Here is a 26,839-nt window from a genome sequence, read left to right as displayed (position 1 = left end):
CGGGTACAACGTCTCGGCTCGGGGCCGGATCCACCAGGATGTTCAGGACGCGTACTACGCGGCGCAGAAGAACTCCTAACCGCGGAGTATCCGGTTCATCATGAAGGGCCCGCCATATGGCGGGCCCCTCATGATGGATAATCCCGGGATCGTTCCGGGGGGGGGGGGGGTCGCCGCGGCCCGGGCGCGCTCGTCCGCCGCCTCGTTCAACGGGTGCCCGGCGTGGCCCTTGACCCACTCGAAGTCGTACCTCCGGCCCGCGAGCGCGGCGTCGAGCTGCTCCAGGATGTCCCGGTTCAGCACCGGCTTCCCGTCCTTCTTCTTCCAGCCCTTCTTCTTCCAACCGGGCATCCAGCGGGTGATGCAGTTGATCACGTACTGGCTGTCGCAGAGGATGTGCAGCTCGCGTTCGGGCTCCCCGGCCGTGGCGCGCAGCAGGTCCAGCACCGCCTGCAGCTCCCCCATGTTGTTGGTGCCGTGCGGCCAGCCCCCGGCGTGCCAGGTCGTCTCGTCGACGTACCAGGCCCAGCCGGCGGGGCCCGGGTTGCCCAGTGCCGACCCGTCCGCTGCGGCCGTGATCGGTTCCGTGCTGCGCTCTCGTGCTGCCATGTCCTTCTCTCTCATCGGTCGTTGCTGGGCCGCCGTGCGGGCGGCGTCGTGCCCGGCGGGCCCGTCCTCGGCGGGTCCGGCCGGATCGCCCTCAGTCGATCAACCCGGGGAGGTCCACGGGCGCGAGGCCGAGGACGGCGAGGAAGGTCGAGAGCTTGACGCCCGTCTCCCGATGCTCGCCCCGGGCGGTGGAGCCGGCGACGACGCCCGCCCCGGCGAACAGCGTGGCAGCCCGCGGCCCCACCCGCGCGCTGCGCAGGTTCAGCACCCAGTCGCCGTCGCCCCGCGGGTCCGTCCAGCCGACGAGGCCGCCGAAGAAGCCGCGCGGCGCGCCCTCGAGCTCCGCGATGGAGCGCAGGGCCTCCCCGCGCGGGACGCCGCAGATGGCGGGGGTCGGGTGGATGGCCCGCGCGGCGTCGAGCGCGGTGACCCCGGGCCTGACCCGGCCGGTCATCGGCGTGCCCAGGTGCCACAGCTGCGGGGTCGCCAGCAGGGTGGGCACCGCGGGGACCGTGAGCTCCTCGCAGAGCGGCTCGAGCCGCGCGGCGATGTCGGTGACCACCGCGGCGTGCTCCGAGCGGTCCTTGGCCGAGCGCATGAGCCGCTCCCCGGCCTGGGTGTCCTCGGTGGCGTCCGCGCCGGGCGGCCGCGGCGCCGATCCCGCGAGCGGGTGGGTCCAGAGCACGCCGTCGCGGACGCCGACCACCAGCTCGGGGCTCGCGCCCATGTGGTGCTCGTCCCCGTCCCCGCGCACGCTGAAGACGTGCGCCGCGGCGTGCTGCGAGAGCAGGTTCCGGTGCACCGCCTCGGCACTGAGCGGGGAGTCGGCGTCGTACTCGAGCTCCAGGAGCCGGGACAGCACGATCTTCTCCAGCGTCCCCGCGTGCACGGCGGCCACCGCCCGGCTGACGGCCTCGCGGTAGGCGGGGCTGTCGGCGCCGCGGATCGACCACGGGCGCGGGATCGCCCGGAGCGGGCTCGGCAGGGCCGACGCCGGCCCGCCCGTGCGCGTCCAGGCGTGCGGGACGCCGAGGCGGGCGGGCTCCGCCGGGTCGAAGGGGATCATGCCGACGACGCCGGTGCCCCGCTCGCGCGCGAGCCCCAGCCAGGCGTCCTCCGCGACGGGGGTGACCCGCCCCCGGGTCGCGACGGAGCCCCGGGGCGAGCTCAGGGAGAACTCGGGCAGCCCCTCGTCCGCCGGCGCGCCGCTCCCGGGGCGGGCCTGGGACACCGCGCTCATGCGGCGTCCCCCACCGCGGCCGGACCCGCGGAGCGGGCCTCGCGGCGCAGCAGCAGCATGGTCTCGAAGTGGTCCGTCTGCGGGAACATGTCCAGCACGAGGCCCTCCCGCGCGGCGAAGGAGGGCAGGTGCCGCAGGTCCTCCGCGAGGCTGCGGGCGTTGCAGCTCGAGTAGACCAGCGTGCGGGCCCCGGACGCCTCGATCCACCGGGCCAGCTCCGGGCCGATGCCGCGGCGGGGCGGGTTGACCACCAGGGCCTCCGGACCGGCGCCGGCTTCGGGAGCGAGCACGCGCGCGTCGCCGACCCGGAACTCGACGCCGTCCATCCCCGCCCGCTCGGCGGTCTGGGCGGCGGAGGCCACGGCCTCGGGGCTGACCTCGATCCCCAGGACGCGAGGCGCGGCCCCGGCGTCGCGCCCCGGTACGGGGGCAGCGGCCCCGGCGCCGGACCCCAGCTCGCGGGCGGCGGACCCGGCGTCGGGCCCCAGGGGGCCGGATGCGGCCCCGGCGTCGGCCCCCAGCTCGCGGGCCGCGTGCAGCGCGAAGCCGCCGACGCCGCAGTACAGGTCCCACAGCTCCGCCGGCGCCTCGGCGCGGATCCACTCCGCCCCCTGGCGGTACATCCGGGCCGCGATCTCCGTGTTGGTCTGGAAGAAGCCCCCCGGGCGCAGGCTCAGCTCCAGGCCGTTGAGGCGCATGGGCAGGCTCCGCGCCTCGGTGAGCACGATCTCCTCGTCGCCCTCGATCAGGGCCGCGTGCTCGCGCAGGATGTTGACGCTGGCCACCCGGAGGCCCGGCAGCGCGCGCCGCAGCCCGGGCAGGCCGTCCCGGATCGAGACCAGCAGCTTCTTGGAGCGCAGCACGAACCTGACCATGAGCTCGCCGCCGGGCGAGACGGTCACGAGGAGGTGCTTGAGCTCGCCGCGGCGGGCGGGGACGTCGTAGGGGGTGAGGCGGCGCTCGACGATGAACTCCCGGAGGACCGGCAGGGCCCCCAGGATGGGCTCGGGGTACAGCCCGCAGGAGCTCAGGTCGATGCCGCGGCCCGAGCGGTCGAGGATCCCGAGCACCGGGTCCGAGGCCGTGCCGGAGACGACCATCTTGGCCTTGTTCCGGAACCCCTCCTCGGGGCTCGCGGCCGGCTCGAGCCAGCGGATCCCGGGGTGCCCGCCGAGGAGCTCCCGGGCCCGCGCGGCCTTCTCGCGCAGCTGCCGCTGGTACGGCACTCCCATGCGGGCGCAGGAGCGGCACAGGCCGGCGTCAAAGTATTCGCATCGCATCTCGGTCCCATCGTATCCCCGCGCGTCGCGAACGGCCCGCGGCGGGCGACGGGGATCACGGGAGCCGCCCGGCCCGCGTCAGGAGTCGGCTGCGGTCGGCCCGGTCCGGGCGTAGCGGACGATCTTCTCCCCCGCCGAGCCCGCCAGCAGCAGGCACGTGAACCAGATGGCCCCGGCGGGCCCCAGCGGCGCGGCCACGGCGCCCGCCGCCAGCGGGATCACCACCTGCCCCACCCGGTTCCCGGTCAGCCGCACGGCCAGCGCCGAGGAGCGCCACTCGACCGGCACGGTCTTGATCGTCATGGTCATCGTCAGCGGCTGCGAGAGGCCGAGGAAGAACCCGCCGACCAGCATGAGCGCCATGGCGGCGGGAAGCACGGTGATCAGCAGCGGCACCGCCGCCACCGTCACGGCCCCGGCCACCAGGGACACGATGACCAGCTGGCTGCGGTACCAGCGCGCGGACAGGACCCGGATCAGCATGCGGGAGACGATCGAGGACAGGCTCCGGATCGCCAGCAGGACGCCGATCCACACGGGCCCGACGCCGGCTTCCTCCCCCACCAGCGGCAGGAACGAGGTGAGGATGTCGGTGATCGAGAGCATCGCCAGGGAGGCGAGCATGTGGGACGGCACCCCCGGCCGGCGGAGGATCCCGAACGTGGTGGGCTTCCCGGCGTCGCGCGCGACGCCGGGGGCCTGCGCGGCGTCGATCATGGCCGTGTCCGTGGGCATCCGGCGGACCGCGAAGGGCACAAGCATCAGCGGCAGGGAGATCAGGGCGAAGCCGGCGCCGATCCAGGAGGCCAGCGCGATGTCGGAGAGCCGCTCGCCGGTCGTGGGGTCGGGGTGCAGGCCCAGGATGAGGCCGCCCAGCAGCGGGCCCACCAGCTGACCGGCGGACAGGCCGGCCGTGGTCCAGCCGAACCCGGCGTCGAGCATCGAGTCGGTCGAGTACCGGGAGACCGCCGACTGGATGCCGATCTGGGACACGAGGTGCCCGAGGCCGAAGACCATGCCGGCCACCGCCACGGTCACGATGTCGCCCGCGAGCGCGAGCAGGGCCGTGCCCAGCCCGATCAGCGCCCCGCCGGCGATCACCATGAGCTTGAGCCGCTCCATCCGCTGGGCCAGCCGGCCCAGGGAGATCGCCGCGAAGACGGGGAGGATCGCATAGGCGGAGGTCACCAGGCCGATGACGAAGGGCGAGGCGTCCAGCGCGATGAGCTTGTAGCTCATCTGGGGGCGGGCGAGGTTGAGGCCCGTCTGGGAGAGGAACATGAACGCCACCAGCATCCACAGCCAGGTCCGGCTCCCCCGAGCTCCCATGCGTTGTCCTCCCGACGAGCTGAACGGCTCTCCCACTGTACGCCGTCCCGGCCGTGATCGACGCCCCGGGGAGCGACGACGCCCCGGGAGGCGCCCGCACCCCGGGGAACGGCGCCGCCCCGGAGGGTGCCCGCGTCCCGGAAAACGCGCTCGGAGAGGCGACGACGCCCGGGCCACCCTACCCCGCCCGGAACGCACGCGAGGCCCCGGCCGCGACCCTGCTGGGTCACGGCCGGGGCCTCGCGAGGCGCTCGGGCGAGCGTGGCTACATCATGCCGCCCATGCCGCCCATCGCATCCATGCCCTCGGCACCGCCGCCGGCGTTCTTCTCCGGCTTGTCGGCCACGACGGCCTCGGTGGTCAGGAACAGGCCGGCGATCGAGGCCGCGTTCTGCAGCGCGGAACGGGTCACCTTGACCGGGTCGTTGATGCCCGCGGCCAGCAGGTCCTCGTACTCGCCGGTCGCGGCGTTGAGGCCGTAACCGACCTCGAGCTCGCGGACCTTGGCGGCGACGACGCCCGGCTCCAGGCCGGAGTTCGCGGCGATCTGCTTCAGCGGCGCGTCGATGGCGACCTTGACGATGTTCGCCCCGGTGGCCTCGTCGCCGGACAGCTGCAGCTTCTCGAAGGCCGTGACGCCGGCCTGGATGAGGGCCACGCCGCCACCGGGCACGATGCCCTCCTCGACGGCCGCCTTCGCGTTGCGCACGGCGTCCTCGATGCGGTGCTTGCGCTCCTTGAGCTCCACCTCGGTCGCGGCACCGGCCTTGAGGACGGCGACGCCGCCCGCGAGCTTGGCCAGGCGCTCCTGGAGCTTCTCGCGGTCGTAGTCGGAGTCGGTGTTGGCGATCTCGGCGCGGATCTGGGCCACGCGGCCGTCGATCTCCTCGGCCGAGCCGGCGCCCTCGACGATGGTGGTCTCGTCCTTGGTCACGACGACCTTGCGGGCCTGGCCCAGCAGGTCCAGGGTCGCGTTCTCCAGGGAGAGCCCGACCTCCTCGGTGATGACCTGACCGCCGGTCAGGATCGCGAGGTCGGCCAGCTGCGCCTTGCGGCGGTCGCCGAAGCCGGGGGCCTTGACGGCCACGGACTTGATCGAGCCGCGCATCTTGTTGAGCACCAGCAGGGCCAGGGCCTCGCCCTCGACGTCCTCGGCGACGATCAGCAGCGGCTTGCCCGACTGCATGACCTTCTCCAGCACGGGGACGAAGTCCTTCACGTTGGAGATCTTGGAGTTGACGATGAGGATGTAGGGATCCTCGAGGACGGCCTCCTGGCGGTCCGCGTCGGTGACGAAGTAACCGGAGAGGAAGCCCTTGTCGAAGCGCATGCCCTCGGTCAGCTCGAGGTCCAGGCCGAAGGTGTTGGACTCCTCGACCGTGATGACGCCCTCCTTGCCGACCTTCTCCATCGCCTGGGCGATGAGGCGGCCGATCTCGGGGTCCCCGGCGGAGATGGACGCGGTCGCGGCGATCTGCTCCTCGGTCTCGATCTCCTTGGCGGAGGCGAGCAGCTCCTCGGTCACGGCGGCCACGGCCTTCTCGATCCCGCGCTTGAGCGAGAGCGGGTCGGCGCCGGCGGCCACGTTGCGCAGGCCCTCGCGGACGAGCGCCTGGGCGAGCACGGTCGCGGTGGTGGTCCCGTCGCCGGCGATGTCGTCGGTCTTCTTGGCGACCTCCTTCACCAGCTCCGCGCCGATCTTCTCGTAAGCGTCCTCGAGCTCGATCTCACGGGCGATGGAGACGCCGTCGTTGGTGATCGTGGGGGCGCCCCACTTCTTCTCCAGCACGACGTTGCGACCGCGCGGGCCGAGGGTGACCTTCACGGCGTCGGCGAGGGTGTTGAGGCCCTTCTCAAGGCCCCGGCGAGCTTCTTCGTCAAAAGCAATCAGTTTTGCCATGGTGGCTGACGTCCCTCCTGGACGGTAGGCGGTTCGGTCCCCCACGGTGCCCGCGACGGACGGCCCCGGGTGCCCGCTTCTCTGCGCGGGCGCCCCGACGACCTCACCGTGGTCGACTCAGGTGCCCATCCGCTCCGGCCACCGGGCGGCGAGGCGCTGCCCCGAGGGGGCGGACGCCGGCCGTCTTTAGCAGTCGAACCGGATGAGTGCTAAGGCCAATCTTGGCACTCGAGGCAGGAGAGTGCAAACATCGCGACGACGTCGCGCGCGACCGCAGCGCTACTGCGCCGGCCCCTCGCCGGCGATCACCACCACGACCTGGTAGAAGTACCCTGCGGCCTCCTCGGTGCGGTCGATTCCCAGCTCCTCCGCCACGGCCTCGGCCTGCTCGCGCGCCCCGGCGGAGTAGTAGACCACCGAGGAGCCCTCGCTGCTGCCGTCCCAGTTGGTGACGTCCGAGATCGTCCAGCCCTCGCCCTGCAGCGTCGCGGCGGCCTCGGTCGCGGAGCCCTCGGCCGCGCCGTTGTTGTACACGGCCACGGTGGTGGACGGGTCGGCGGCGGCCGCGACGCCGTCCGAGGGGCTCGCACCGCCGCTGGAGGAGCCGTCGCCCGGCGAGGCCGAGGAGGACTCCGACTGCGCCGGGGCCGAGGAGGAGGCGACCGGGGAGGCACCGGGCGCCGAGGTCCGGGGCGCGAGCAGGAACATGACGCCGCCCAGCACGAGGGCGCAGACGCCCACCGCGATCATCACGAAGGTGCCCCGGTAGCCGCGCGCCCTGTCCGCCGGGTCCGCGCGGAAGGCGCCCCGGTGCGGGAAGTCGGCGGGGACGTCGTCGAACTCGTCGCGCTCGTACTCGGGCATATTCCACCTCGTGGGATCGGGGCCGGGACCGTGTCAGTGTACCGCGGCCCGCGGGGCCCGGGCTCACCCGAGGCGGTCCCGCTGCTCCCTGAGCCGCCGGGTCAGCTCGGGCTCCTCGCGGATCGCGCGGGGGTCCTCGATCAGGGCGTTCACGCGCATGTAGTACTGGGTCGCGGGGATGCCCAGCTCTCGGCGCACCGCGCGCTCCTTGCTGCCCGGGTACTTCCAGGTCCGCTTCTCCAGGTCGAGGATGGCGCGCTCCTCCGGGGTCAATGGGTTCACCCGGACCATTCTAGGCGGCCCGGCCCGATACGCTGGGGGAACGCATGCAGGCCCCGCCGTGAGGAGAACCATGACCGCCCCGCCGCTCGACACCATCATGTCCCCCGACTGGGCGGAGGCCCTCGCCCCCGTGGAGCCGCAGATCCGCGCGATGGGCGACTTCCTGCGCCGCGAGCACGCCGAGGGCCACCGGACCCTGCCGCGCTCCGAGGACGTCTTCCGCGCCTTCCGGGAGCCGCTGGAGGGAGTCAAGGTCCTCATCATCGGCCAGGACCCGTACCCCACCCCGGGCCACGCGATGGGGCTGTCCTTCTCGGTCCGCCCCGACGTCCGCCCGATCCCCAAGTCCCTGGTCAACATCTACAAGGAGCTCGAGTCGGACCTCGGCGTCGAGCCCGCCGGGCACGGGGACCTCTCCGCCTGGTCGCGGCAGGGCGTGATGCTGATGAACCGGTGCCTCACGGTCCGCGCGGGCGACTCGGCGTCGCACCGGGGCAAGGGCTGGGAGGAGATCACCGACGCCGCGATCCGGGCCCTCGGCGAGCGCGGCACCCCGCTCGTGGCGATCCTGTGGGGCCGCGACGCGCGCACCGCGGGCCAGCTGCTCGGCCCGGACGTGCCCAAGCTCGAGTCGGTGCACCCCTCGCCGCTCTCGGCGCACCGCGGGTTCTTCGACTCCCGCCCCTTCAGCCGGGCCAACGAGGCGCTGGAGTCCCTCGGCGTCGGGCCCGTGGACTGGCGCCTGGACTGAGCCGCGCCGGGGCCGCCCTTCAGCGGCGCCGGGGCGCCCGGAGCCGCCGCGGCTGCCGCTGCTTCATGAACGGCCGCATGAGGTAGTTGCCCAGCACCACCGAGGCCGCGAGGGACAGGATCACGGCGCTGGCGTTGATGAGCGGCACCAGGCCCTCGATGGGGTTGCTGTCCACCGTGAACATGTACATGCCCCGGAAGATGGACAGGCCCGGCAGGAGGAACATCAGCCCGGGGACCGCGAGCACCACCTGCGGGATGGTGTACCGCTGGGCGAGCCACGCGGAGGCGCAGCCGACGCCGACGGCGCCCGCGAGCGAGATCATCCGCGGCCCCACGCCCAGCGCGGTCGCGAGGTAGTAGACCACCATGCCGACGGCCGCGCTGAGCACCCCGGGCAGGATGTGCCGCGGGCTCACCTGGACCGAGACGGCCACCAGAGCGGTCGCCAGCAGCATGAAGACCACGTGCAGGTACCAGTCGGCCGAGGCGAAGACGACCTCGAGCATGTCCACCTCGGGGAAGGCGAAGAACGTGGTGGTCAGGGAGATCGCGATGGCCAGGCCCGCGATCAGCCCCACGAAGGACAGCCCCGTGGAGACCATGCGCCCCGCCGCCGTGACGGGGAAGCCGTTGATCGCGTCCTGGATCGTGGAGACCAGCCGGAAGGTCGGCAGCAGCATGATCAGCCCCGAGCCGATGACGTGCGCCGGGGAGATCGGCAGCCCGAGCGTGTAGGCCGTCATCGCGACGGCGGTGACGGTCGCCGAGCCGGCGGCCATGATGAAGAAGCTGGGCACCCGCCACTTGGCGAACTTCGCCGAGACCGGGGTGACCACGGCGAAGGTGAGGCACGCCAGCACCGCGCCGAACCACTCGCCGCCGATGCCCACGGTGAAGGAGCCCGCGGCCAGGATGTTGGCCCAGGTGGTCATCCAGCGCGGGAACGGCTTGGGCTCGGAGGTGATCCGGGTCAGCCGCCGCTCGGCCTCGGCGCGCGAGAGCTCGCCGTCGGTGATGGTCTTGACCAGCCGGTGCGTCGTCGTGAGCCCCGAGTAGTTGTCGGACCAGGAGCGCACCACGCGCACCACGGTGTGGCTGAAGATCTCGGCCTCGGAGCCGGACTGCTGCTCGGCGTCGAGGTAGATCCCCGAGTTGGAGACGTAGTTGATGGTGATCGACTGGTTGGTGATGTCGACGTCGACGTCCTCGACGCCGTAGGTCGCGCAGATCGCCACGATCGCGGACTCCACGTCCATCGCGTCCGCGCCGTAGTGGAACATCGTCTCGGCCAGCCGCACGGCGAAGTTCAGGGTCCGGCGGGCCTCGGAGGTCTCCTTGTTACGCCGCGGGTTGGCGTAGGGCGAGTCGACCAGGCGGTCGACCACGCGCATCGGCGCCGTCGGCAGGCTCTCGGAGCGGATCATCCGGCGCAGCCCGTGGGCGAAGGAGCGGCCGGGCGCGGCCTTGCGCAGCGGCAGCGCCTCCGCGGAGGGATAGCTCGACGGCGCGGGAGGCTCGGCCGCGACGTAGCCCGACGGCGCGGGGGGCTCGGTCGCGGGGCCCGCGGCGGGCGGGTAGGCGGTCTCGGGCGCGCCGGCGTCGCCGGATCCCGGGGAGGGCCAGTCGTCCGGCGAGGAGAGGTCCTGGGTGGGGCTCAGCACGCCCGTCGGGGAAGCGGCTCGCCGAGACCTCTCCCGCCAAGCCGGTCGCCCCTGCGGCCGGGCCGGCCTCGCGCGCCGCGGCCGGCTCGCGCGTCACGGCCGGCTCGCGCGGATCCGCCGCCTCGCGGCCCAGGCCCAGGGCCTCGGCCAAGTGCTGGTCGGCGATCTGGGAGCGGTCGACGACGGGGATCCCCGCAGCCCGTACGGCGGCGCGGCGACGGCGGTCCCGGTGCCCGGCTCGGCGCCGCCCCAGGGTTCGACGACGTCGTCCCGGGCGGCCTCGAAGGGCACGGCGCTCGTGGCGGTCGTGGGCGGCGAGGCGGCGAACGGGTCGAACCCCGCCTCCGCCACGCTCTGCGGGCCGAACGGGTCGGCCGGCGCCGCGGGCTCCTCCGAGAACCCCGCCGAAGGGTAGCCGCCGCCCGGCTGCTGCCCTTCCCTGCCCTCGCTCATCTGACCTCCTCACACCGCGCACCCCGCGGGATCCCCCGCGGGTGCCTCTTACGCAACGATCGTATGCGCCCCGCCCAGGGGCCGGCTGTCAGCGGCCTCGACGCCGGCTCAGTAGAACGGCTGGCGCGTGCGGCGCCACCACACCTGGCGCATCACGCGCTCGGCGATCGAGCTCCAGAGCCGGTACGCCCTCGGCTCGATCACCTGGTCGTAGACGCCCACGAAGTCCACCACCGTCTTGGTGAAGCTCGTCTTGAACATCCCCATGCCGTGATAGGGGTGCTCCTTGTCCTTCAGCTGCGCCGCGGGCGGCGTGCCGCAGAAGTCGTACTCCCGGATCCCGTGGTCGGCCATCAGGTCGGTCAGGGCCGTCCACTGCACCAGGTGCGAGTCGCCGTACTGCTTGCGCCGCGGCGTCGAGCCGCCGTCCTTGTAGGTGCCCTTGGCGCCGTAGGCGATCACGTAGGCGCCCACCGAGGGCTCGCCGTCCTCGTAGGTGAAGTACAGCCGCCCCTGGCCGGCCTCGCCGAAGGCGGTCCAGAACCGGCGGTAGTAGTCGAAGGAGCGCAGGGCCACGTTGGCCTTGCCCTGGCCCACGGTGTCCATGAGGGCGTACATGGCCCGCATGTTCTCCTCGGTCAGCTCGACCCGGCGGACCTCGCAGCCCTCGCGCGTGGCGCGGCGCACGGCGTTGCGGCCGCGGGAGTGCAGCGACTTCAGCACCGCCTCCTCGTCGCCGTCCGTGGCGAGGATGGCCGTGGAGTCGTTGGGCTGGATGTTGAACTGCTTGACCAGGCCGGCGCGGTGCAGCAGGGCCGCGTTCTCCTCCGAGGCGGGGATGTCCGGCTCGATCTTCACGGCGAACACCCGGAGCCGCTCGCGGCGGACGAGCTCGCGGTTGGCCTCCAGGACGGCCGGCACGTCCAGGACGTCGGGGACGTCCGGGCCCTTGATCATGTACCACAGGGCCCCGAGGACGGGGACCCGCTTCTCCAGCACGAGGTTGTAGCTGGAGTAGGGACGCTCCTCGACGACGCCGTCCTCGTTCTCCGTCTCGGTGACGCCCTCGTACACGAGGTGCAGGGGCTTCCACCCGTGGTGGGCCTTGACCGCGGCGAAGGATGCCGACTGCAGCATATTCCCGCCGCGGGGGTTGGAGGTGACGTGGTCGTCCCAGTCCTCGATCTCCTGGCTGGTGGCGAATCGGGCGGTGGCGTGGCGCAAGGGGTCCTCATCTGCTGGGGACGGCGGGCGCCCGGGGCACCCGCGTCGCGTGGGGCCCGCACGCGGCGGGCCGATCTTCGTGCCCAGTCTACGACGCAGACCGAGCGGGCGTGCAAAGGCCCGAGTCCGTCCGCCGGCGGTGGCGGACGGGCTCGGGCCGTCACCGACGCCCCGCGGAGGCGGGGCGTCGCGGGGCCCGTCCCGTCGTCTACGGACGGCCGGTCCCCGCTCGCGGACTACTCCGCGTCGTGGTCCGTCTCGAGGATCTTGACCAGGCTGTCGAGGGCCTCGTCGGCACCGTCACCCTCGGCGCGCAGGACGACCTTGTCGCCGTGCTTGGCGCCCAGGGACATCAGGGACAGGATCGACGAGGCGTCCATGGCCTCGTCGGCGGCCTCTCCCTCGGCCGCGATGGTGACCTCGACCGGCAGGTCGCCGGCGGCCTCCGCGAAGATCGCCGCGGGGCGGGCGTGCAGGCCAACGCGGCTGGCGATGGTGGCGGTACGTTCTGCCATGTCATTCTCCTTGAATCAGGGACGTGCGGGGCCGGTCCGGGGACCGGCCGGGGGTTCAACGGACTCTACAGGCCGAGCTCGTCGAGGATGGGCAGCTCCGCGCGAGCCGCTTCCTTCGCGTCCTCGGCCGAGCGCGCGGCCATGACCTTGGCCGCCACCCGCTGAGCCTCTTCCAGGGTAACGGATTTCAGCACGGCTGCCACGGCGGGCAGGGAGCGGGTGTTCATGGACAGGGCGTTGACGCCCAGGCCCACCAGGGTCACGGCGAGCGCCGGGTCGGCCGCGGCCTCGCCGCACACCGAGACCGACTTCGTCCGGCCGGTGCTCTCCTGGGACTCCCGGGCGCCCTGCACCGTGAGCTCGATCATCCGCAGGACCGCGGGCTGCCAGGGGTTGTTGAGCTCCGCGAGGGGGCCCAGCAGCCGGTCGGCGGCCATCGTGTACTGCGTGAGGTCGTTGGTGCCGAGCGAGACGAAGTCCACCTCGTCGAGGATCGACCGCGCGGTCACCGCCGCGGACGGGGTCTCGATCATGACGCCGTGCGTCCTCAGCCCGGCCTCCTCGAGCATGCGCGCGAAGTCCCCGGCCTCGGGGGCGGTGGAGATCATCGGGGCCATGACCCACACGTCGGCGGTCGACTCCGACGCCGCGGCGGAGATCGCCTCGAGCTGCCGGCCGAGCACCCCGGGGGAGGTCCAGTCCGTCCGGTAGCCGCGGACGCCGAGCGCGGGGTTCGGCTCCGAGGCGTCGGTGAGGAAGGGCAGCGGCTTGTCCGCACCGGCGTCGAGCGTGCGCACGACGACGTGGCGGCCCGGGAACGCATCGAAGACCGCCTTGTACTCCACGGTCTGCTCCTCGACGCTGGGCTCCTCCTCCCGGTTCAGGAAGGCGAACTCGGTGCGGAACAGGCCCACGCCCTCGGCCTTGCCCTCGGCCGCGGTCTGCGCGGCCTTGCCGTTGCCCACGTTTGAGTACAGCGGGACCTCGGTGCCGTCGGAGAGCACCCCGCGGCCGTCGAAGGCGGGCAGCGGCTTGCGGTGGGCGTACTTCTCGGCGAGGTCCTTCTCCTTCTCGCCGGGAGGGGCCACCACGGTGCCGTCGGTCGCGTCGACGTAGACCAGGGTCCCGTTGGGGATCTCGGTCGCACCGTTGGCCGCGACGATCGCCGGCAGCCCGAGGTCGCGCGCCAGGATCGCGGTGTGCGCCTGGGGACCGCCCTCGGAGGTGACCAGGGCGATGACCTTGTCGATGTCGAGCGTCGCGGTGTCCGCCGGCGCCAGGTCCTCGGCGACGAGGATGAACGGCTCGGTGGATTCCGGGATCCCCGGCGCGGGCTGCCCGTTGAGCTCCGCGACGATGCGGGAGCGCACGTCCAGGATGTCCGTGACGCGCTGGGCCATGTAACCGCCCAGGGCCTTCATCTGGGTCGCGTAGTCGCCGGCCGCCTCCCAGATGGCCCGCTCGGGCGCGAGCTCCTTGCCGGTGATGAGCTTGCCGGCGTTCTTCAGCAGCGCCTTGTCGCCGGCCATCAGGGCGGTGGACTTCAGGACCGAGGCCGCGTTGCCCGAGGTCCTGCCCGCCCGCTCCTGCAGGTTCTCCTTGACCACGGTCGAGGCCGCCTTGAGGCGCTCGACGGCGGCCTCCGGCGTCTCGCCCTCGGCCAGCGCGAGGCCCTGGGTCGGCTCCTGGATGGGTTCGGGCATCTGGAGGACGGGCCCGATGACCCGGCCCGCGGAGACGCCCACTCCGGTGAGGTTCTTCATCAACAATCAGTCCTTACTCTGGTCGTTCCGTGGGGAGCCTCAGGCGACGCCTGCGGCCTTGACCTTCTCGGCGCCGGTCTTGGCGCCGCTGATGCGCTTGAGCAGCAGGTACAGCAGGGCCGTGACGACCATGCCGACGACGACGGCCACGAGGTACATCGGCCAGTTCGTCACCAGGAGGGTGATCCAGACACCGCCGTGCGGGGCCGGGGAGGCCACGCCGCTGCTGAGGCAGATCGCGCCGGCGACGGCGCTGCCCACGATCGAGGACGGGATCACGCGCAGCGGGTCGGCCGCCGCGAACGGGATCGCCCCCTCGGAGATGAACGAGGCGCCCAGCAGCCAGGCGGCCCGGCCGTTGCTCACCTCGGCCGGCGTGAAGTAGCGCTTGCCGATGGTCGTGGCCAGGGCCATGGCCAGCGGGGCCACCATGCCGCCCGCGATGACCGCGGCCATGATCTCCTTGGAGACCTCGGTCCCCTCGGCCAGGCCGGCGGTCGCGAACAGGTAGGCCGCCTTGTTGATCGGGCCGCCGAGGTCAGCGCCCATCATCCCGCCCAGGATCAGCCCCAGGACGATGGCCGAGGCGCCGGACATCGAGAGCAGGAAGTCGTTGAGCGCGGTGAGCACCCAGGCGATGGGCTGGCCGAGGACCAGGAACAGCAGGCCGCTGGACAGCGCCGTCGCGATCAGGGGGATGATGACCACCGGCATCATGCCCGCGAGCCAGCGCGGCAGCTTGGGCTTGGCGAGCCAGTAGGCGAAGAGGCCGGCGAGCAGGCCGCCGACGATGCCGCCGAGGAAGCCGGCGCCGACGAGGTTGGCCGTGAGGCCCGCCGCGAAGCCCGGGGCGATGCCGGGCCGCCCGGCCATGCCGAAGGCGATGAAGCCGGCGAGCGCCGGGACCAGGAGGCCCAGCGCGAGCCCGCCGATCTGGTTGAGCACCGCGGCGATGTACATCCAGAACCCGACGTCGCCGGTGTTGAACAGCGTCGCGCCGTCGCCGGTGAGCGCCCCGTCCTGGATGCCGAGGATCGTGCCGGAGGTGTTGGCGATCTCGGAGCCGGACCCCACGATCGAGGAGATGAGGAACGAGATCGCGATGAGCAGGCCGCCCGCCGCGACGAACGGGATCATGTAGGACACGCCGGTCATCAGCGACTTGTACAGGCGCGAGCCCCAGCCGGCCTCCGAGGAGGAGGCCTCCGCGGAGGAGCGGTCGCCCGAGACGCGCCGGGCGTTGGGGTTCTCCGCGGCCGCGAGCGCCTCGTCGATCATGACGCCGGGCTCGTCGATGCCGCGCTTGACCGGGGACTCGATCACGGGCAGGCCCGCGAAGCGCTCGCGGTCCCGCACGTCGACCGAGGCCGCGAAGATCACGGCGTCGGCGGCCTCGATGGTCGCCGGGGAGAGCACCTCGTTGCCCGAGGAGCCCTGCGTCTCGACGTCCAGCTGGACGCCCTTCTCCTCCGCGGCCATGGACAGGGCGTCCGCGGCCATGTAGGTGTGCGCGATGCCGGTGGGGCACGAGGTCACGGCCACGAGCCGCTTGCGGGCCGGGGCCGCGCCCTGGGCGGCGGCGTCGGCGTCGGCACCGGGGGCGACGTCGGGCGGGGTCCCCGGAGTCGTGTCGGCGCCCGTCGCCGCGCCGCCCGCGGTGGCGGCACCGGCCGTGGCGGCTCCGGCGGCCGCGCCGCCGGCTGCGGTCCCGGCCGCGCCGCCGGCAGCGGCGGTCGAGCCGCCCTCGCCGGCGCGCCCGGACGGGGTCGCCCCGGCGGCCGCGGCCGGCTCACCGGACGCGTCCAGCCCCAGCGCGGAGTTGACGAGGTCGACGACGTCCTGCCGCGACTGCGCCTGGCGCAGCGACTCCTTGAAGTCCTTCTTCATGAGCGAGCGGGCCAGCTTGGACAGCAGCTGCAGGTGCTCCTGGTCCGCCCCGTCCGGGGCCGCGATGAAGAAGATGAGGTCGGCGGGGCCGTCCTTGGCCCCGAAGTCCACCCCGGGGTTCAGGCGCGCCATCCCGAGGGAGGGGACCTGGACCGAGGCGGAGCGGCAGTGCGGGATCGCGATGCCGCCCGGGATGCCGGTGTCGGTCTTGGACTCGCGGGCCTTGGCGTCCGAGTAGAGGCCGTCGAGCGAATCGGCCCGGCCCGTGTCGACGATTCGGCCGGCCAGGTGCCTGATGACGTCGAACCGGTCCTCACCGATGTTCTCGTCCAACGTCACCAGGTCCGCAGTAATGAGCGCAGACATTGTGTCCCTCCTAGCGGGCGTGGTGTCCGGAGCCGGCCGGACGGCCAGCAGGTGCGCTGGTCCGCCGGTTCCATACCGGGATGGTTAAAATTTTGAGCCGTTCAGGCGAGTTCTTCAACGGTGACCGCCTCCGGCGTCGTCTGGGCCAGCGTGGGCACCTGGGTGCCGGGCAGCGAGGCCGCCGCGGAGCCGTGCGCCACGGCCTGGACCAGGCAGTCCTGCGGGGACTTCCCGCCCTCGTGTGCCAGCAGGTAGCCCGCGAGGGAGCAGTCCCCCGCACCCACCGTGCTGCGCGCGCGGATCGGGGCGTGCTGGGCGTGCCAGGCGCCCTCGGCGGTCACCAGGACCGCGCCCTTGGCGCCCAGGGTCGCCAGGACGGACTCGACGCCGCGCTCCACCAGCTCGCGGGCGGTGCGGGCGGTCAGCTCGGGGTCGTTCTCCAGGACCTCCCAGTCGCCGGGGCGGCCCACGAGCTCCGCGAGCTCCTCCGAGTTGGGCTTGATGAGGTTGGGCAGGCCGTCCTGGCCGTTGAGGGTGTCGCGCAGCGCGGCGCCGGAGGTGTCCACGGCCATCCGCGGGGCGTCCTCGCCCAGCCCCTCGCGCACGGCGCGGGAGACCACGGCGTAGTAGTCGCTCGGCACACCGGGGGGCAGCGAGCCCGCGAGCACCAGCCAGGAGCAGCCCTTGGCCTCCTGGATCAGCAGGCGCGTCAGCTCCTGCTGGGCGACGGCGTCGAAGGGCTCTCCGGGGGCGTTGATCTTGGTCGTGGTCCCGTCGGGCTCGGCGATCGTCACGTTGGTGCGGATGGGATAGCCGGTCGAGAGGTTGGCGTAGCGGACGTCGGCCTCGGCGAGGCCCGCGAGGACGGGGTCGCCGTCGTCGCCGGGCAGCACCGCGACGGCCTCGACGCCGCTCACGCTCAGGGCGCGGGCGATGTTGACGCCCTTGCCGCCCGGGTCGGCGACCGAGCGGGACGCGCGGATCACCGTGCCGCGGGAGAGCTCGCCGGGGATCTCGACCGTGCGGTCGAGGCTGGGGTTGGCGGTCAGTGTGACGATCATGCGATGAGAACCTCTACGTTCGCTTCTTCGAGTGCCTCCGCGAGGGAACCCTCCGGGGCCTTGTCGGTGATGATGGCGTCCAGGTCCTGCAGGCCTGCGAACCGGACCAGGGACTCCCGGCCGAACTTCGCGGAGTCGCACAGCAGCACGACTCTGCGGGCGGACCGCACGATGGCGGTCTTGACGATGGCCTCGTTGAGGCCGGGGGTGGAGAGTCCGAACTCTTCGTCGAGTCCGTTGACTCCGATGAGGGCGATGTCGGGCCGGATGCTGGAGAAGTGCTCCGCGGCCCGGGTGCCCACGGCCGCCCAGGTCATCTTGCGCAGCTGGCCACCCACGAGGTCGAGCACGATCCCGTCGGCCTCGGCCAGCTTCACGGCGATGTGCAGGGCGTGGGTGATGATGAGCCGGTCGGAACCGCTCTTGAGGGAGAAGTCGGAGGCGGCGATGAGGTCGGCCAGGATCTCCGTGGTGGAGCCGGCGTCGAGGATGACGGCGCTGACGTCTGACTCCCGCAGGAGGCGGTAGGCCCGCGCGGCGATCCGCCGCTTCTCCGGGGTGTTCACGCCCTGGCGCAGCTCGATGCTCGACTCGGTCGCGGTGGACTGCTCCACCGTCACCGCCCCGCCGTGCACGCGGCGCAGCTTGCCGTCCACCTCGAGGGCGGCCAGGTCCCGGCGGACCGTCTCCATGGTCACGTCGTAACGCCGGGCCAGGTCGGCGCCGTTGACGCGCCGCGCGCTGGAGACCAGCTTGGCGATCTCCGCCCGGCGTTCCTCAGCGAACATGGTGAACTCTCCTCCGCGACGACGAAGCGACCCTCGTCTGTGCACTCTTGATTTTATGTGGCTTTAAGTGGTGGGGTCAACGCGCCGGCCCATGTTCGCCACGGAAACACAGACAAGCACACAGCGGCGGCTCGGCCCCGCGAGGCTCAGTCGACGCGCTCGAGGTCCTCCGGCCGCCAGGCGAACAGCCCCTGGAGGTCCACCTCGATGGCCTCGGCGTTCGGCACCGGCGTGCTCCAGTCGCCCGGGGTGGTCGCGATGAGGACGCGCCGGATGAGCGTCCCGTGGCTGACGGCGACGATGTCCTTCCCCGGATGGCTCCGGACGAGCTCCTTGAACGCCTCGACGCCGCGCCGGTAGACCTCGGCCTCGGGCTCGACGCCGTCGTAGAGGTCCTGGGGGTGCCGGGTGTCCTCGTAGCTGAGGACCTGCCCCTCGGCGTCGCCGTAGTGGCGCTCGATGATGCCGGGGACGGTCCCGACCTCGGCGATGCCGATGTGCTCGCCGATGATCCGCGCGGTCTCCTGGGCCCGCGAGAGCGGCGAGGCGACGAGGACGTCCCACTCGTCGCCGGGGGCCGTGAGCTCGTGCAGCCGCCGGCCCGCCAGGCGGGCCTGCTCCCGCCCGGTCTCGTTGAGGGGGATGTCCGTCGAGCCCTGCATCCGCCCGGCCTTGTTCCAGTCGGTCTGGCCGTGGCGCACGACGACGAGCCGTCCGCTCATGACCGACGACTCGGTCCTCTGCTCATCCATGGGGTCCTCCTTGATGCTCGGTCCACCGCCCGATGTTACCCGGGACTGTGGGTTCGCGTGGATTCTCGTGTGAAGAAGGATGGACGGCGGATGGACCGGCTGCGCGGCGAAAGGGGTGTTCGCCGAGGAGACCGTTCGCCAAGGAGCATGTTCGCCGAGGACGGAACGGGCCGCGGACCGGATGTCTTCCGGTCCGCGGCCCGTTGGTCGCGGAGCCCCCTGCCGGATTCGAACCGGCGACCCTCTGTTTACAAGACAGATGCTCTGGCCAGCTGAGCTAAGGGGGCGAACAGTAGATCAGGATACCCGGGGCTCTCCGGTCCCCCAAAACGCGCCGAGGCCGCCGGGGCGCCCCTCGCGGGACGGTCCGGCGGCCTCGGGAGGCGGTCAGTTACCGGCCTTGGCCTCCTTGACCTCATCCAGGAAGCTCATGAAGTCCTCCTGCTGCAGGGACTGGCTGTCCACGAACACCGTGGGGGTCCCGGTGATGCCGTTCTCCTGCGCCTCCGCGACCGTGACGTTGACCATCGGGCGGTACTTGTTGGAGTCGAGGTCGGCGCTGATGTCCGCGCCGTGGCGCGAGGCGATCTCCTCGATCTCGCTGTCGCTCAGACCGCCCTCGCCCTCGTGCGAGTACATCTCCAGCTGCCAGTCGAGGAAGGCCTCGGAGTCGACCTGCTCGGCCACCGAGTACGCGGCGGCGGCCGCGCGCGAGGAGTACTGGGTGGTGGTGTGGCCGTCCAGGAAGTTGAGGTTGCGGATCTCGAGCTCGATGTCCCCGTTCATGACCTGCTCCTTCAGCTGCTCGCCGTACTGCTCCTCGAAGCCGGCGCAGTGGACGCAGTTGTAGTCCTGGAACATCGTCACGTGGACCGGCTCGCCGTTCTGGGCGGCCTCCTCGGGGGTGGGCAGGCCCGGCGGGATCGTGATGTCCGACCCGGAGGCGCCCTCGGCGGGCGTGGCGGAGGCGGTCGAGGTGGTGATGTCGTTGACGTCCCGCTCCTGCTCGCCGGACGTGTTCTGCTCGATCCCGTCCTGGGTGAGGACGATGCCGCCGTACTGGTTCGAGCTGGCCGGCACCGGCCCGGCCTCGGGGATCTCCTCCTCGCGCGTCTGGGTGTAGACGATCGCGACGATGCCGATGATGACCACCAGCACCGCCACGACGGAGATCTGGAGCCATCGGCGCGACGAGGCGGTGGACCGCTTGCTCTGCTTGGCGGCGATCTGACGAGCTCGTTCCCGCGCTTCGCTGCTGCGCGGTGAGGACGAGTTGGACACGGGGCGACTCCCTGATGCGTCTGACGGCGGACAGTTCTCCCCACCTTATCGGCCATTCCTGGGAGGAGTCTCGTCATGCGCGGGGATTGCGCGGCGAGATCCGCGGCGGAGGCCTCCCCGACGGATACGATTGTGTGACACGGACTATGAGGAGTCAGCATGCGTTCCACCGATCACCCCGAGGACTCCGCGCCGGAAGATCGCGCGGAGCACGGCGCGTACGACTTCGTCGTGGTCGCCAACCGCCTGCCCGTCGACCGGGCCACCGACGAGGAGGGCAACGCGGCCTGGCGCCGCTCCCCCGGCGGCCTGGTCAGCGCCCTCGCCCCGGTGATGGCCGTGCACGACGGCGCGTGGGTGGGCTGGCACGGCGCCGCCGACGAGACCCTGGAGCCCTTCGACCACGACGTCTTCCACCTGGTCCCGGTCCCCCTCTCCGCGGAGGAGGTCGAGCGGTACTACGAGGGCTTCTCCAACGCGACGATCTGGCCCCTGTACCACGACGTCATCGCCCCGCCGGAGTTCCACCGCACCTGGTGGGACACCTACCGGGAGATCAACCGCCGCTTCGCCGAGGCCGCGGCGAGCAACGCCACCCAGGGCGGCACCGTCTGGATCCAGGACTACCAGCTGCAGCTCGTCCCCGCGATGCTGCGCCACCTGCGCCCGGACCTCACCATCGGCTTCTTCGACCACATCCCGTTCCCGCCCGTGGAGATCTTCGCGCAGCTCCCGTGGCGGCGCCAGATCCTCACCGGTCTGCTCGGGGCGGACCTGCTGGGCTTCCAGCGCCCGGGGGACGCGGCGAACTTCCGACGCTGCTGCGATCGCATGCTCGGCATCCAGTTCGACGGCGAACGGGCCGAGGTCACGCAGACGCCGGACGACGACGTCGCCGAGGACACCCGGAACGAGCGCCTGCGCCGCGCGTACACCCGCTCGATGCCGAACGTGACCTCGCGCCGCTCGGCTCGGCAGAAGCGGCTGGACAAGGCGCTGCCCACGTGGATCTCGCGAGCGTCGTCGTACCCGATCTCGATCGACTTCGAGGGCGTGGCGCAGATGGCCTCCCGCCCGGAGACCAAGAGGCGGGCCCGGCAGATCCGCGAGGAGCTCGGCAACCCGGAGACCGTTTACCTCGGCGTCGACCGCCTCGACTACACCAAGGGCATCCGTCACCGCCTCAAGGCCTACGGGGAGCTGCTCAACGACGGCGACCTCACGGTGGAGAGCTCGGCCATGATCCAGGTCGCCAGCCCCTCCCGCGAGCGGGTCGAGTCCTACATCCAGCTGCGCGAGCAGATCGAGGGGATGGTCGGGCGCCTGAACGGGCAGTTCGACACCATGTCGCACACGGCCATCCGCTATCTGCACCACGGCTACCCGTTCGAGGAGATGGTCGCGCTGTACCTCGCCACCGACGTCATGGTGGTCTCCTCCCTGCGGGACGGGATGAACCTGGTGGCCAAGGAGTTCGTCACGAGCCACCTGGACAACTCCGGGGTCCTGGTCCTCTCCGAGTTCACCGGTGCCGCCGAGCAGCTGCCCGACGCGATCCTCATCAACCCGCACGACATCGACGGCTTCAAGGAGGCGCTCCTCTACGCGAAGGAGATGCCGGACCTGGAGATGAGGCAGCGCATGCACCGGATGAGGGAGCAGATCTTCTCGCACGACGTCGAGGACTGGTCGACCCGGTTCCTCGACGACCTGGCCCGCACCCGGGAGGACAAGCTCGGCCCGGAGCCGACCACCGACGAGCTGCCCACCGTGCCCGTCCCGATCGCCGCGCAGGACCTGGGCCACGGCCCGTTCCCCAACCGCGTGATCGAGGAGGAGCTGCAGCGCATCGCCGCGGCGGACACGCTGCTGGTGGCGATGGACTTCGACGGCACCCTGGCGCCGTTCACGGTGAATCCCGAGGAGTCCAAGGCCCTGCCCCTCTCCCAGAGCTCGCTCGAGGACATCGCCCGGCAGCCGGGGACGCACGTCGCACTGATCTCCGGCAGGCCCATGGCCTTCCTGCGCGAGGTGGCGGACCCCAACGGCCTCATGCTGCTCTCGGGCTCTCACGGCGGGGAGTTCGACTTCTCGGCCGCCGGGGAGGAATCGCCGAACCTCGAGCTGTCCGACGAGGAGAAGAAGGCGCTGGACCAGGCCTGCTCGGCCGTGGAGGCGCTGGTCAGCCGTTATCCCGGCTCGGAGATCGAGTACAAGCCGGCCGGCGTCGCGTTCCACACCCGCCCCATGGCCGACCAGGTCTTCGCGGAGACCGCGGAGGCCGAGGCGGTGCGTGTGCTGAAGGAGATCCCGGGCGTCCACCTGACGCCCGGTGAGAACGTGGTGGAATGCGCGGTGCTCGCCGTCGACAAGGGCGACGCCATGAAGATGTTCATGGAGTTCACCGGTGCCGACTCGACGCTCTTCGCAGGAGACGACCTCACCGACGAGCATGCCCTGGGGGTGCTCGCCTCCCCTGATCTCGGCATCAAGGTGGGCCGAGCCGAATCCATCGCCCGCACGAGGCTGACAGGCCCGGAGGCCATGTCGCACGCTCTCGCGCGGCTGGCGCACCTGCGCCGGAAGCACACCCGTCAGCTGAACAGGATCGAGACCGATCAGGAGGGATGACGCCGGCCCTCCCCCGAGACGACAGAACGCCCCCTCGGGCACCCCGCTGTGGGGCTGCCCGAGGGGGCGTTCTCGTATTCGTCCTGCTCATGATCTGCATGCCGACGATCAACCGCTGATCGCGGCCGTGGCGATCGGAGTCGCGGTCGCGTCAGCTCGCAACCCACCGCTCGGGGAGGCACAGCACGTCACCTCGAGGGGACGCATCGTCGGCAGCTCATCCAATCTGCCCTGTCTGAGACGTTTCCGACTCCTCAGCGGCCCTGCTGGGTAGTGCTTCGCTAGCACCACGCAATTCCACGAGATCTGGGCATGCAAAAAGGAGGGGGGAGTCGAAGCCACCCCACCCGCCACCGCGGATGAAACGACTCCCACTCCCCCCTCCCAGGAAAAATATTTTCGGCGGTGTCCTACTCTCCCACACACCTTCCGGGTGCAGTACCATCGGCGCACAGAGCCTTAACGACCGGGTTCGGAAAGGGACCGGGTGTACCCCTCTGGCCAAAACCACCGAAAAACCTATGAAGATCAACACCCCCACTCAGGGTTGTTATCCCAAAACCATACAGTGAACGCGAACACCAACCATGACATACCCACCAACCTGAAAAAAATGGTGTGATAAGTCTTCGGCCTATTAGTACCAGTCAACTTCACGCCTCGTTAGTCGACGCTTCCATACCTGGCCTATCAACCCCGTCATCTACAGGGAGCCTCACACCCCCACAAAGAGGGTCAGGAAATCTCATCTCGAAGCAAGCTTCCCGCTTAGATGCTTTCAGCGGTTATCTCTGCCGAACGTAGCCAATCAGCCATGCACCTGGCGGTACAACTGACATACCAGAGGTTCGTCCGTCCCGGTCCTCTCGTACTAAGGACAGGTCTCCACAAATTTCCAACGCACGCAGCGGATAGGGACCGAACTGTCTCACGACGTTCTGAACCCAGCTCGCGTACCGCTTTAATGGGCGAACAGCCCAACCCTTGGGACCAACTCCAGCCCCAGGATGCGACGAGCCGACATCGAGGTGCCAAACCATGCCGTCGATATGGACTCTTGGGCAAGATCAGCCTGTTATCCCCGAGGTACCTTTTATCCGTTGAGCGACGGCCATTCCACAATGTACCGCCGGATCACTAGTCCCGACTTTCGTCCCTGCTCGACCTGCCAGTCTCACAGTCAAGCTCCCTTGTGCACTTACACTCGCCACCTGATTGCCAACCAGGCTGAGGGAACCTTTGGGCGCCTCCGTTACTCTTTAGGAGGCAACCGCCCCAGTTAAACTACCCATCAGGCACTGTCCCTGACCCAGATCATGGGCCGAAGTTAGATATCCAATATGACCAGAGTGGTATTTCAACAACGACTCCACCACCACTAGCGTGATAGCTTCACAGTCTCCCACCTATCCTACACAAGCCACACCGAACACCAATACCAAACTATAGTAAAGGTCACGGGGTCTTTCCGTCCTGCTGCGCGTAACGAGCATCTTTACTCGTACTGCAATTTCGCCGAGTTCATGGTTGAGACAGTAGGGAAGTCGTTACTCCATTCGTGCAGGTCGGAACTTACCCGACAAGGAATTTCGCTACCTTAGGATGGTTATAGTTACCACCGCCGTTTACTGGGGCTTAAATTCTCCGCTTCGCCAAAAAAGCTAACGGGTCCTCTTAACCTTCCAGCACCGGGCAGGAGTCAGTCCGTATACATCGTCTTGCGACTTCGCACGGACCTGTGTTTTTGATAAACAGTCGCTTCCCCCTGGTCTCTGCGACCCCTACACGCTCCCCACCGCACGGGCAGTTCACGCTCAGGGCCCCCCTTCTCCCGAAGTTACGGGGGCATTTTGCCGAGTTCCTTAACCATGATTATCTCGATCGCCTTAGTATTCTCTACCTGATCACCTGTGTCGGTTTAGGGTACGGGCAATTCACAAACCTCACGCCGATGCTTTTCTCGACAGCATAGGATCACCAAATCCCCCCACAAAAGGGGGTCCCATCACGTCTCAGACCTGTTGCGGGAAGCGCATTTAACAACTCCCCGTCCTACACGCTTAGACCACGACAACCACCGCGTGGCTTGGCTACCTTCCTGTGTCACACCTGTTAATGCGTTTACCGCACCGGATCAGGTCCCACGCGGAACCACCACACCAAGACCCTCACCCCGAAGGATGAGAACCCGGTAAAATGGCGGCCCGAAGTGGTTAGTATCCCCAGCTTGGTATGGGCGGTTTGAAATCGGTACGGGAATATCAACCCGTTATCCATCGACTACGCCTGTCGGCCTCGCCTTAGGCCCCGACTAACCCAGGGCAGATTAGCTTGACCCTGGAACCCTTGATCATTCGGCGGATACGTTTCTCACGCATCATTCGCTACTCATGCCTGCATTCTCACTCGCGTAGCCTCCACCACTCGGTCACCCGGCGACTTCACTGGCTACACGACGCTCCCCTACCCAATAACACATACATGCTATTGCCACAACTTCGGCGGTGTACTTGAGCCCCGCTACATTATCGGCGCAGAATCACTTGACCAGTGAGCTATTACGCACTCTTTCAAGGGTGGCTGCTTCTAAGCCAACCTCCTGGTTGTCTCAGCAACTCCACATCCTTTCCCACTTAGCACACGCTTAGGGGCCTTAGTTGATGGTCTGGGCTGTTTCCCTCTCGACAATGAAGCTTATCCCCCACTGTCTCACTGCTGCGCTTACACTTACCCGCATTCGGAGTTTGGCTGACGTCAGTAACCCGATAAGGCCCATCAGCCAACCAGTAGCTCTACCTCAGGCAAGCAACACGCAACGCTGCACCTAAATGCATTTCGGGGAGAACCAGCTATCACAGAGTTTGATTGGCCTTTCACCCCTACCCACAGCTCATCCCCTCCATTTTCAACTGAAGTGGGTTCGGTCCTCCACACGCTCTTACACGCGCTTCAACCTGGCCATGGGTAGATCACTCCGCTTCGGGTCTAGACCGTGCCACTGTAAACGCCCTATTCAGACTCGCTTTCGCTACGGCTACCCCACACGGGTTAACCTCGCGACACAGCACTAACTCGCAGGCTCATTCTTCAAAAGGCACGCCATCACACCACACAAGGCAATGCTCTGACGGCTTGTAGGCACACGGTTTCAGGTACTATTTCACTCCCCTCCCGGGGTACTTTTCACCATTCCCTCACGGTACTGATTCACTATCGGTCACAAGAAAGTATTTAGACTTACCAGGTGGTCCTGGCAGATTCACACGAGATTTCACGGGCCCCGTGCTACTCGGGAACAGCGTCCAAACGCGACCAACAGAAGTTTCGGCTACGGGACTCTCACCCTTTCCAGTGCACCTTCCCAGATGCTTCGCCTACCCCCGCGATCAACGCCACCGGCCAAGTAAGAACCGGTCAGACACATCCCACAACCCCCCTGATGCAACCCCTTACCGGTATCACACACCAAAGGTTTAGTCTCATCCGCTTTCGCTCGCCACTACTCACAGAATCATTCGTTATTTTCTCTTCCTGAGGGTACTGAGATGTTTCACTTCCCCTCGTTCCCTCCACACACCCTATACATTCAGGTGCGGGTCACTGCCCTTATCATCCAGGCAGCGGGGTTTCCCCATTCGGAGACCCTCGGATCACGGCCCTGTTATCGGCTCCCCGAGGCTTATCGCAGATTCACACGTCCTTCATCGGCTTCTTGTGCCAAGGCATCCACCGTGCGCCCTAAATAACTTAGCCACACACAAATAATCAAATTGGCATACAAAGATACATCACAATAAAAATTAGAATCGCACCACACCGGGCACCCCCACCCACGATCCGAAAACCGCCGATCAGGACACCCCCATGATGCGAACCAAAAGATGCTCGCGTCCACTATATAGTTCTCAAACAACAACCCACCCCACCAGAGAACCCCAGCACAATCCGCGCCAGGACCCCCGATGGACGGGTATCTTCATGAAACAACCCCCACCACCACCCACCCTCGTTGACACGGGAGCAAGCACCGGCGGGTTTGTTGTCTCAAAACCCAACAGCATGCTTCGTTCATCCCAGCACCCCCCGCACCACGATTACCTCGCGGCACAGAGAAGGGCCTGAGTGCTTGTATTCCACCCATGAGCAAACCATCCGTGCAACACTCGTACACGAAAATGGCCAACTAGTGTTGTGCTCCTT

At 69.5% G+C, this 26,839-nt stretch carries 19 protein-coding genes, 1 tRNA gene, 2 rRNA genes and 1 pseudogene; 3 read left to right on the top strand and 20 right to left on the bottom strand.

From position 1 onward, the window contains the following. The first annotated feature begins 28 nt into the window (after window positions 1-28). Complete coding sequence (locus NBM05_RS15980) at window positions 29-79, top strand: hypothetical protein (protein WP_444965571.1); 51 nt, start codon at window positions 29-31, stop codon at window positions 77-79. Between the two features lie 29 nt (window positions 80-108). Here the strand turns inward: NBM05_RS15980 and NBM05_RS09935 are convergent. The 7 genes and pseudogenes from NBM05_RS09935 to NBM05_RS09905 form a co-directional block, all read right to left on the bottom strand. Then, a pseudogene (locus NBM05_RS09935) lies at window positions 109-609 on the bottom strand (ribonuclease HI); the annotation flags it as partial. A gap of 91 nt (window positions 610-700) precedes the next feature. Continuing rightward, complete coding sequence (locus tag NBM05_RS09930; protein ID WP_254166907.1) at window positions 701-1,849, bottom strand: isochorismate synthase; 1,149 nt, start codon at window positions 1,847-1,849, stop codon at window positions 701-703. Next, on the bottom strand, window positions 1,846-3,129 hold the full coding sequence (locus NBM05_RS09925; RefSeq protein WP_254166905.1) for a methyltransferase domain-containing protein: 1,284 nt from the start codon (window positions 3,127-3,129) through the stop codon (window positions 1,846-1,848). The genes NBM05_RS09930 and NBM05_RS09925 overlap by 4 nt, the downstream gene beginning before the upstream one ends. 78 nt (window positions 3,130-3,207) lie before the next feature. Continuing rightward, window positions 3,208-4,458: an MFS transporter gene (locus NBM05_RS09920; RefSeq protein ID WP_254166903.1), complete on the bottom strand. Its 1,251-nt coding sequence runs from the start codon at window positions 4,456-4,458 to the stop codon at window positions 3,208-3,210. Between the two features lie 265 nt (window positions 4,459-4,723). Further along, window positions 4,724-6,358, bottom strand: a complete 1,635-nt coding sequence (gene groL / locus NBM05_RS09915) for a chaperonin GroEL (protein ID WP_254166901.1) — start codon at window positions 6,356-6,358, stop codon at window positions 4,724-4,726. 279 nt (window positions 6,359-6,637) lie between these two features. Beyond that, complete coding sequence (locus NBM05_RS09910) at window positions 6,638-7,222, bottom strand: LytR C-terminal domain-containing protein (protein WP_254166900.1); 585 nt, start codon at window positions 7,220-7,222, stop codon at window positions 6,638-6,640. Window positions 7,223-7,285: 63 nt separating this feature from the next. Further along, entirely contained in the window at window positions 7,286-7,504 is a 219-nt protein-coding gene (locus NBM05_RS09905) for a DUF3263 domain-containing protein (RefSeq protein WP_254166899.1), read from the bottom strand. Window positions 7,505-7,574: 70 nt separating this feature from the next. On the opposite strand from NBM05_RS09905, the gene NBM05_RS09900 reads away from it, so the two are divergent. After that, entirely contained in the window at window positions 7,575-8,255 is a 681-nt protein-coding gene (locus NBM05_RS09900) for a uracil-DNA glycosylase (RefSeq protein ID WP_254166897.1), read from the top strand. Between the two features lie 19 nt (window positions 8,256-8,274). On the opposite strand, the gene NBM05_RS09895 is transcribed toward NBM05_RS09900, so the two are convergent. The 11 genes from NBM05_RS09895 to NBM05_RS15675 form a co-directional block, all read right to left on the bottom strand. Next, on the bottom strand, window positions 8,275-9,918 hold the full coding sequence (locus NBM05_RS09895; RefSeq protein ID WP_254166896.1) for a threonine/serine exporter family protein: 1,644 nt from the start codon (window positions 9,916-9,918) through the stop codon (window positions 8,275-8,277). Between the two features lie 93 nt (window positions 9,919-10,011). Continuing rightward, the gene (locus NBM05_RS09890; protein WP_254166895.1) at window positions 10,012-10,371 is read right to left on the bottom strand and encodes a hypothetical protein; all 360 of its coding nucleotides are present in this window, start codon (window positions 10,369-10,371) and stop codon (window positions 10,012-10,014) included. 108 nt (window positions 10,372-10,479) lie between these two features. Next, window positions 10,480-11,595 (bottom strand): lipid II:glycine glycyltransferase FemX, encoded by a 1,116-nt coding sequence (locus tag NBM05_RS09885; RefSeq protein ID WP_254166894.1) that lies wholly within the window; start codon window positions 11,593-11,595, stop codon window positions 10,480-10,482. A 236-nt stretch (window positions 11,596-11,831) separates the two neighbouring features. Next, window positions 11,832-12,110, bottom strand: a complete 279-nt coding sequence (locus NBM05_RS09880; RefSeq protein WP_254166893.1) for an HPr family phosphocarrier protein — start codon at window positions 12,108-12,110, stop codon at window positions 11,832-11,834. Window positions 12,111-12,175: 65 nt separating this feature from the next. Further along, the gene (ptsP, locus tag NBM05_RS09875) at window positions 12,176-13,873 is read right to left on the bottom strand and encodes a phosphoenolpyruvate--protein phosphotransferase (RefSeq protein WP_254166892.1); all 1,698 of its coding nucleotides are present in this window, start codon (window positions 13,871-13,873) and stop codon (window positions 12,176-12,178) included. A gap of 39 nt (window positions 13,874-13,912) precedes the next feature. After that, complete coding sequence (locus tag NBM05_RS09870) at window positions 13,913-16,126, bottom strand: PTS fructose transporter subunit IIABC (protein ID WP_254166891.1); 2,214 nt, start codon at window positions 16,124-16,126, stop codon at window positions 13,913-13,915. 101 nt (window positions 16,127-16,227) lie between these two features. After that, entirely contained in the window at window positions 16,228-17,187 is a 960-nt protein-coding gene (locus tag NBM05_RS09865) for a 1-phosphofructokinase family hexose kinase (protein ID WP_254166890.1), read from the bottom strand. Next, window positions 17,184-17,975 (bottom strand): DeoR/GlpR family DNA-binding transcription regulator, encoded by a 792-nt coding sequence (locus NBM05_RS09860; RefSeq protein WP_254166888.1) that lies wholly within the window; start codon window positions 17,973-17,975, stop codon window positions 17,184-17,186. The genes NBM05_RS09865 and NBM05_RS09860 overlap by 4 nt, the downstream gene beginning before the upstream one ends. A gap of 146 nt (window positions 17,976-18,121) precedes the next feature. Then, window positions 18,122-18,727, bottom strand: coding sequence for a histidine phosphatase family protein (locus NBM05_RS09855; protein ID WP_254166886.1), 606 nt, complete (start codon window positions 18,725-18,727; stop codon window positions 18,122-18,124). 213 nt (window positions 18,728-18,940) lie between these two features. Beyond that, window positions 18,941-19,014, bottom strand: a tRNA-Thr gene (locus NBM05_RS09850). Window positions 19,015-19,114: 100 nt separating this feature from the next. Then, a complete protein-coding gene (locus NBM05_RS15675) occupies window positions 19,115-20,008 on the bottom strand; it encodes a DsbA family protein (RefSeq protein WP_254166884.1) in 894 nt (297 codons plus the stop codon). A 159-nt stretch (window positions 20,009-20,167) separates the two neighbouring features. Here NBM05_RS15675 and otsB point away from each other — a divergent pair, with 159 nt between their 5' ends. Beyond that, window positions 20,168-22,639 carry a trehalose-phosphatase gene (otsB, locus tag NBM05_RS09840; RefSeq protein ID WP_254166882.1) on the top strand — a complete coding sequence of 824 codons (2,472 nt, stop codon included), beginning with the start codon at window positions 20,168-20,170 and terminating at the stop codon, window positions 22,637-22,639. 397 nt (window positions 22,640-23,036) lie between these two features. Here otsB and rrf read toward each other — a convergent pair. Both rrf and NBM05_RS09830 read right to left on the bottom strand, forming a co-directional pair. Continuing rightward, window positions 23,037-23,154 (bottom strand): 5S ribosomal RNA (gene rrf, locus NBM05_RS09835). Between the two features lie 102 nt (window positions 23,155-23,256). Then, window positions 23,257-26,392: ribosomal RNA gene (locus tag NBM05_RS09830) — 23S ribosomal RNA — on the bottom strand. Between the last annotated feature and the right edge of the window lie 447 nt (window positions 26,393-26,839).

The organism is Rothia santali (assembly GCF_024199905.1).
GTDB classification, from domain to species: Bacteria; Actinomycetota; Actinomycetes; order Actinomycetales; family Micrococcaceae; genus Rothia; species Rothia santali.
The sequence above is the reverse complement of the archived record's forward strand: the minus strand, read 5'-3'. Positions and strand labels throughout refer to the sequence as shown.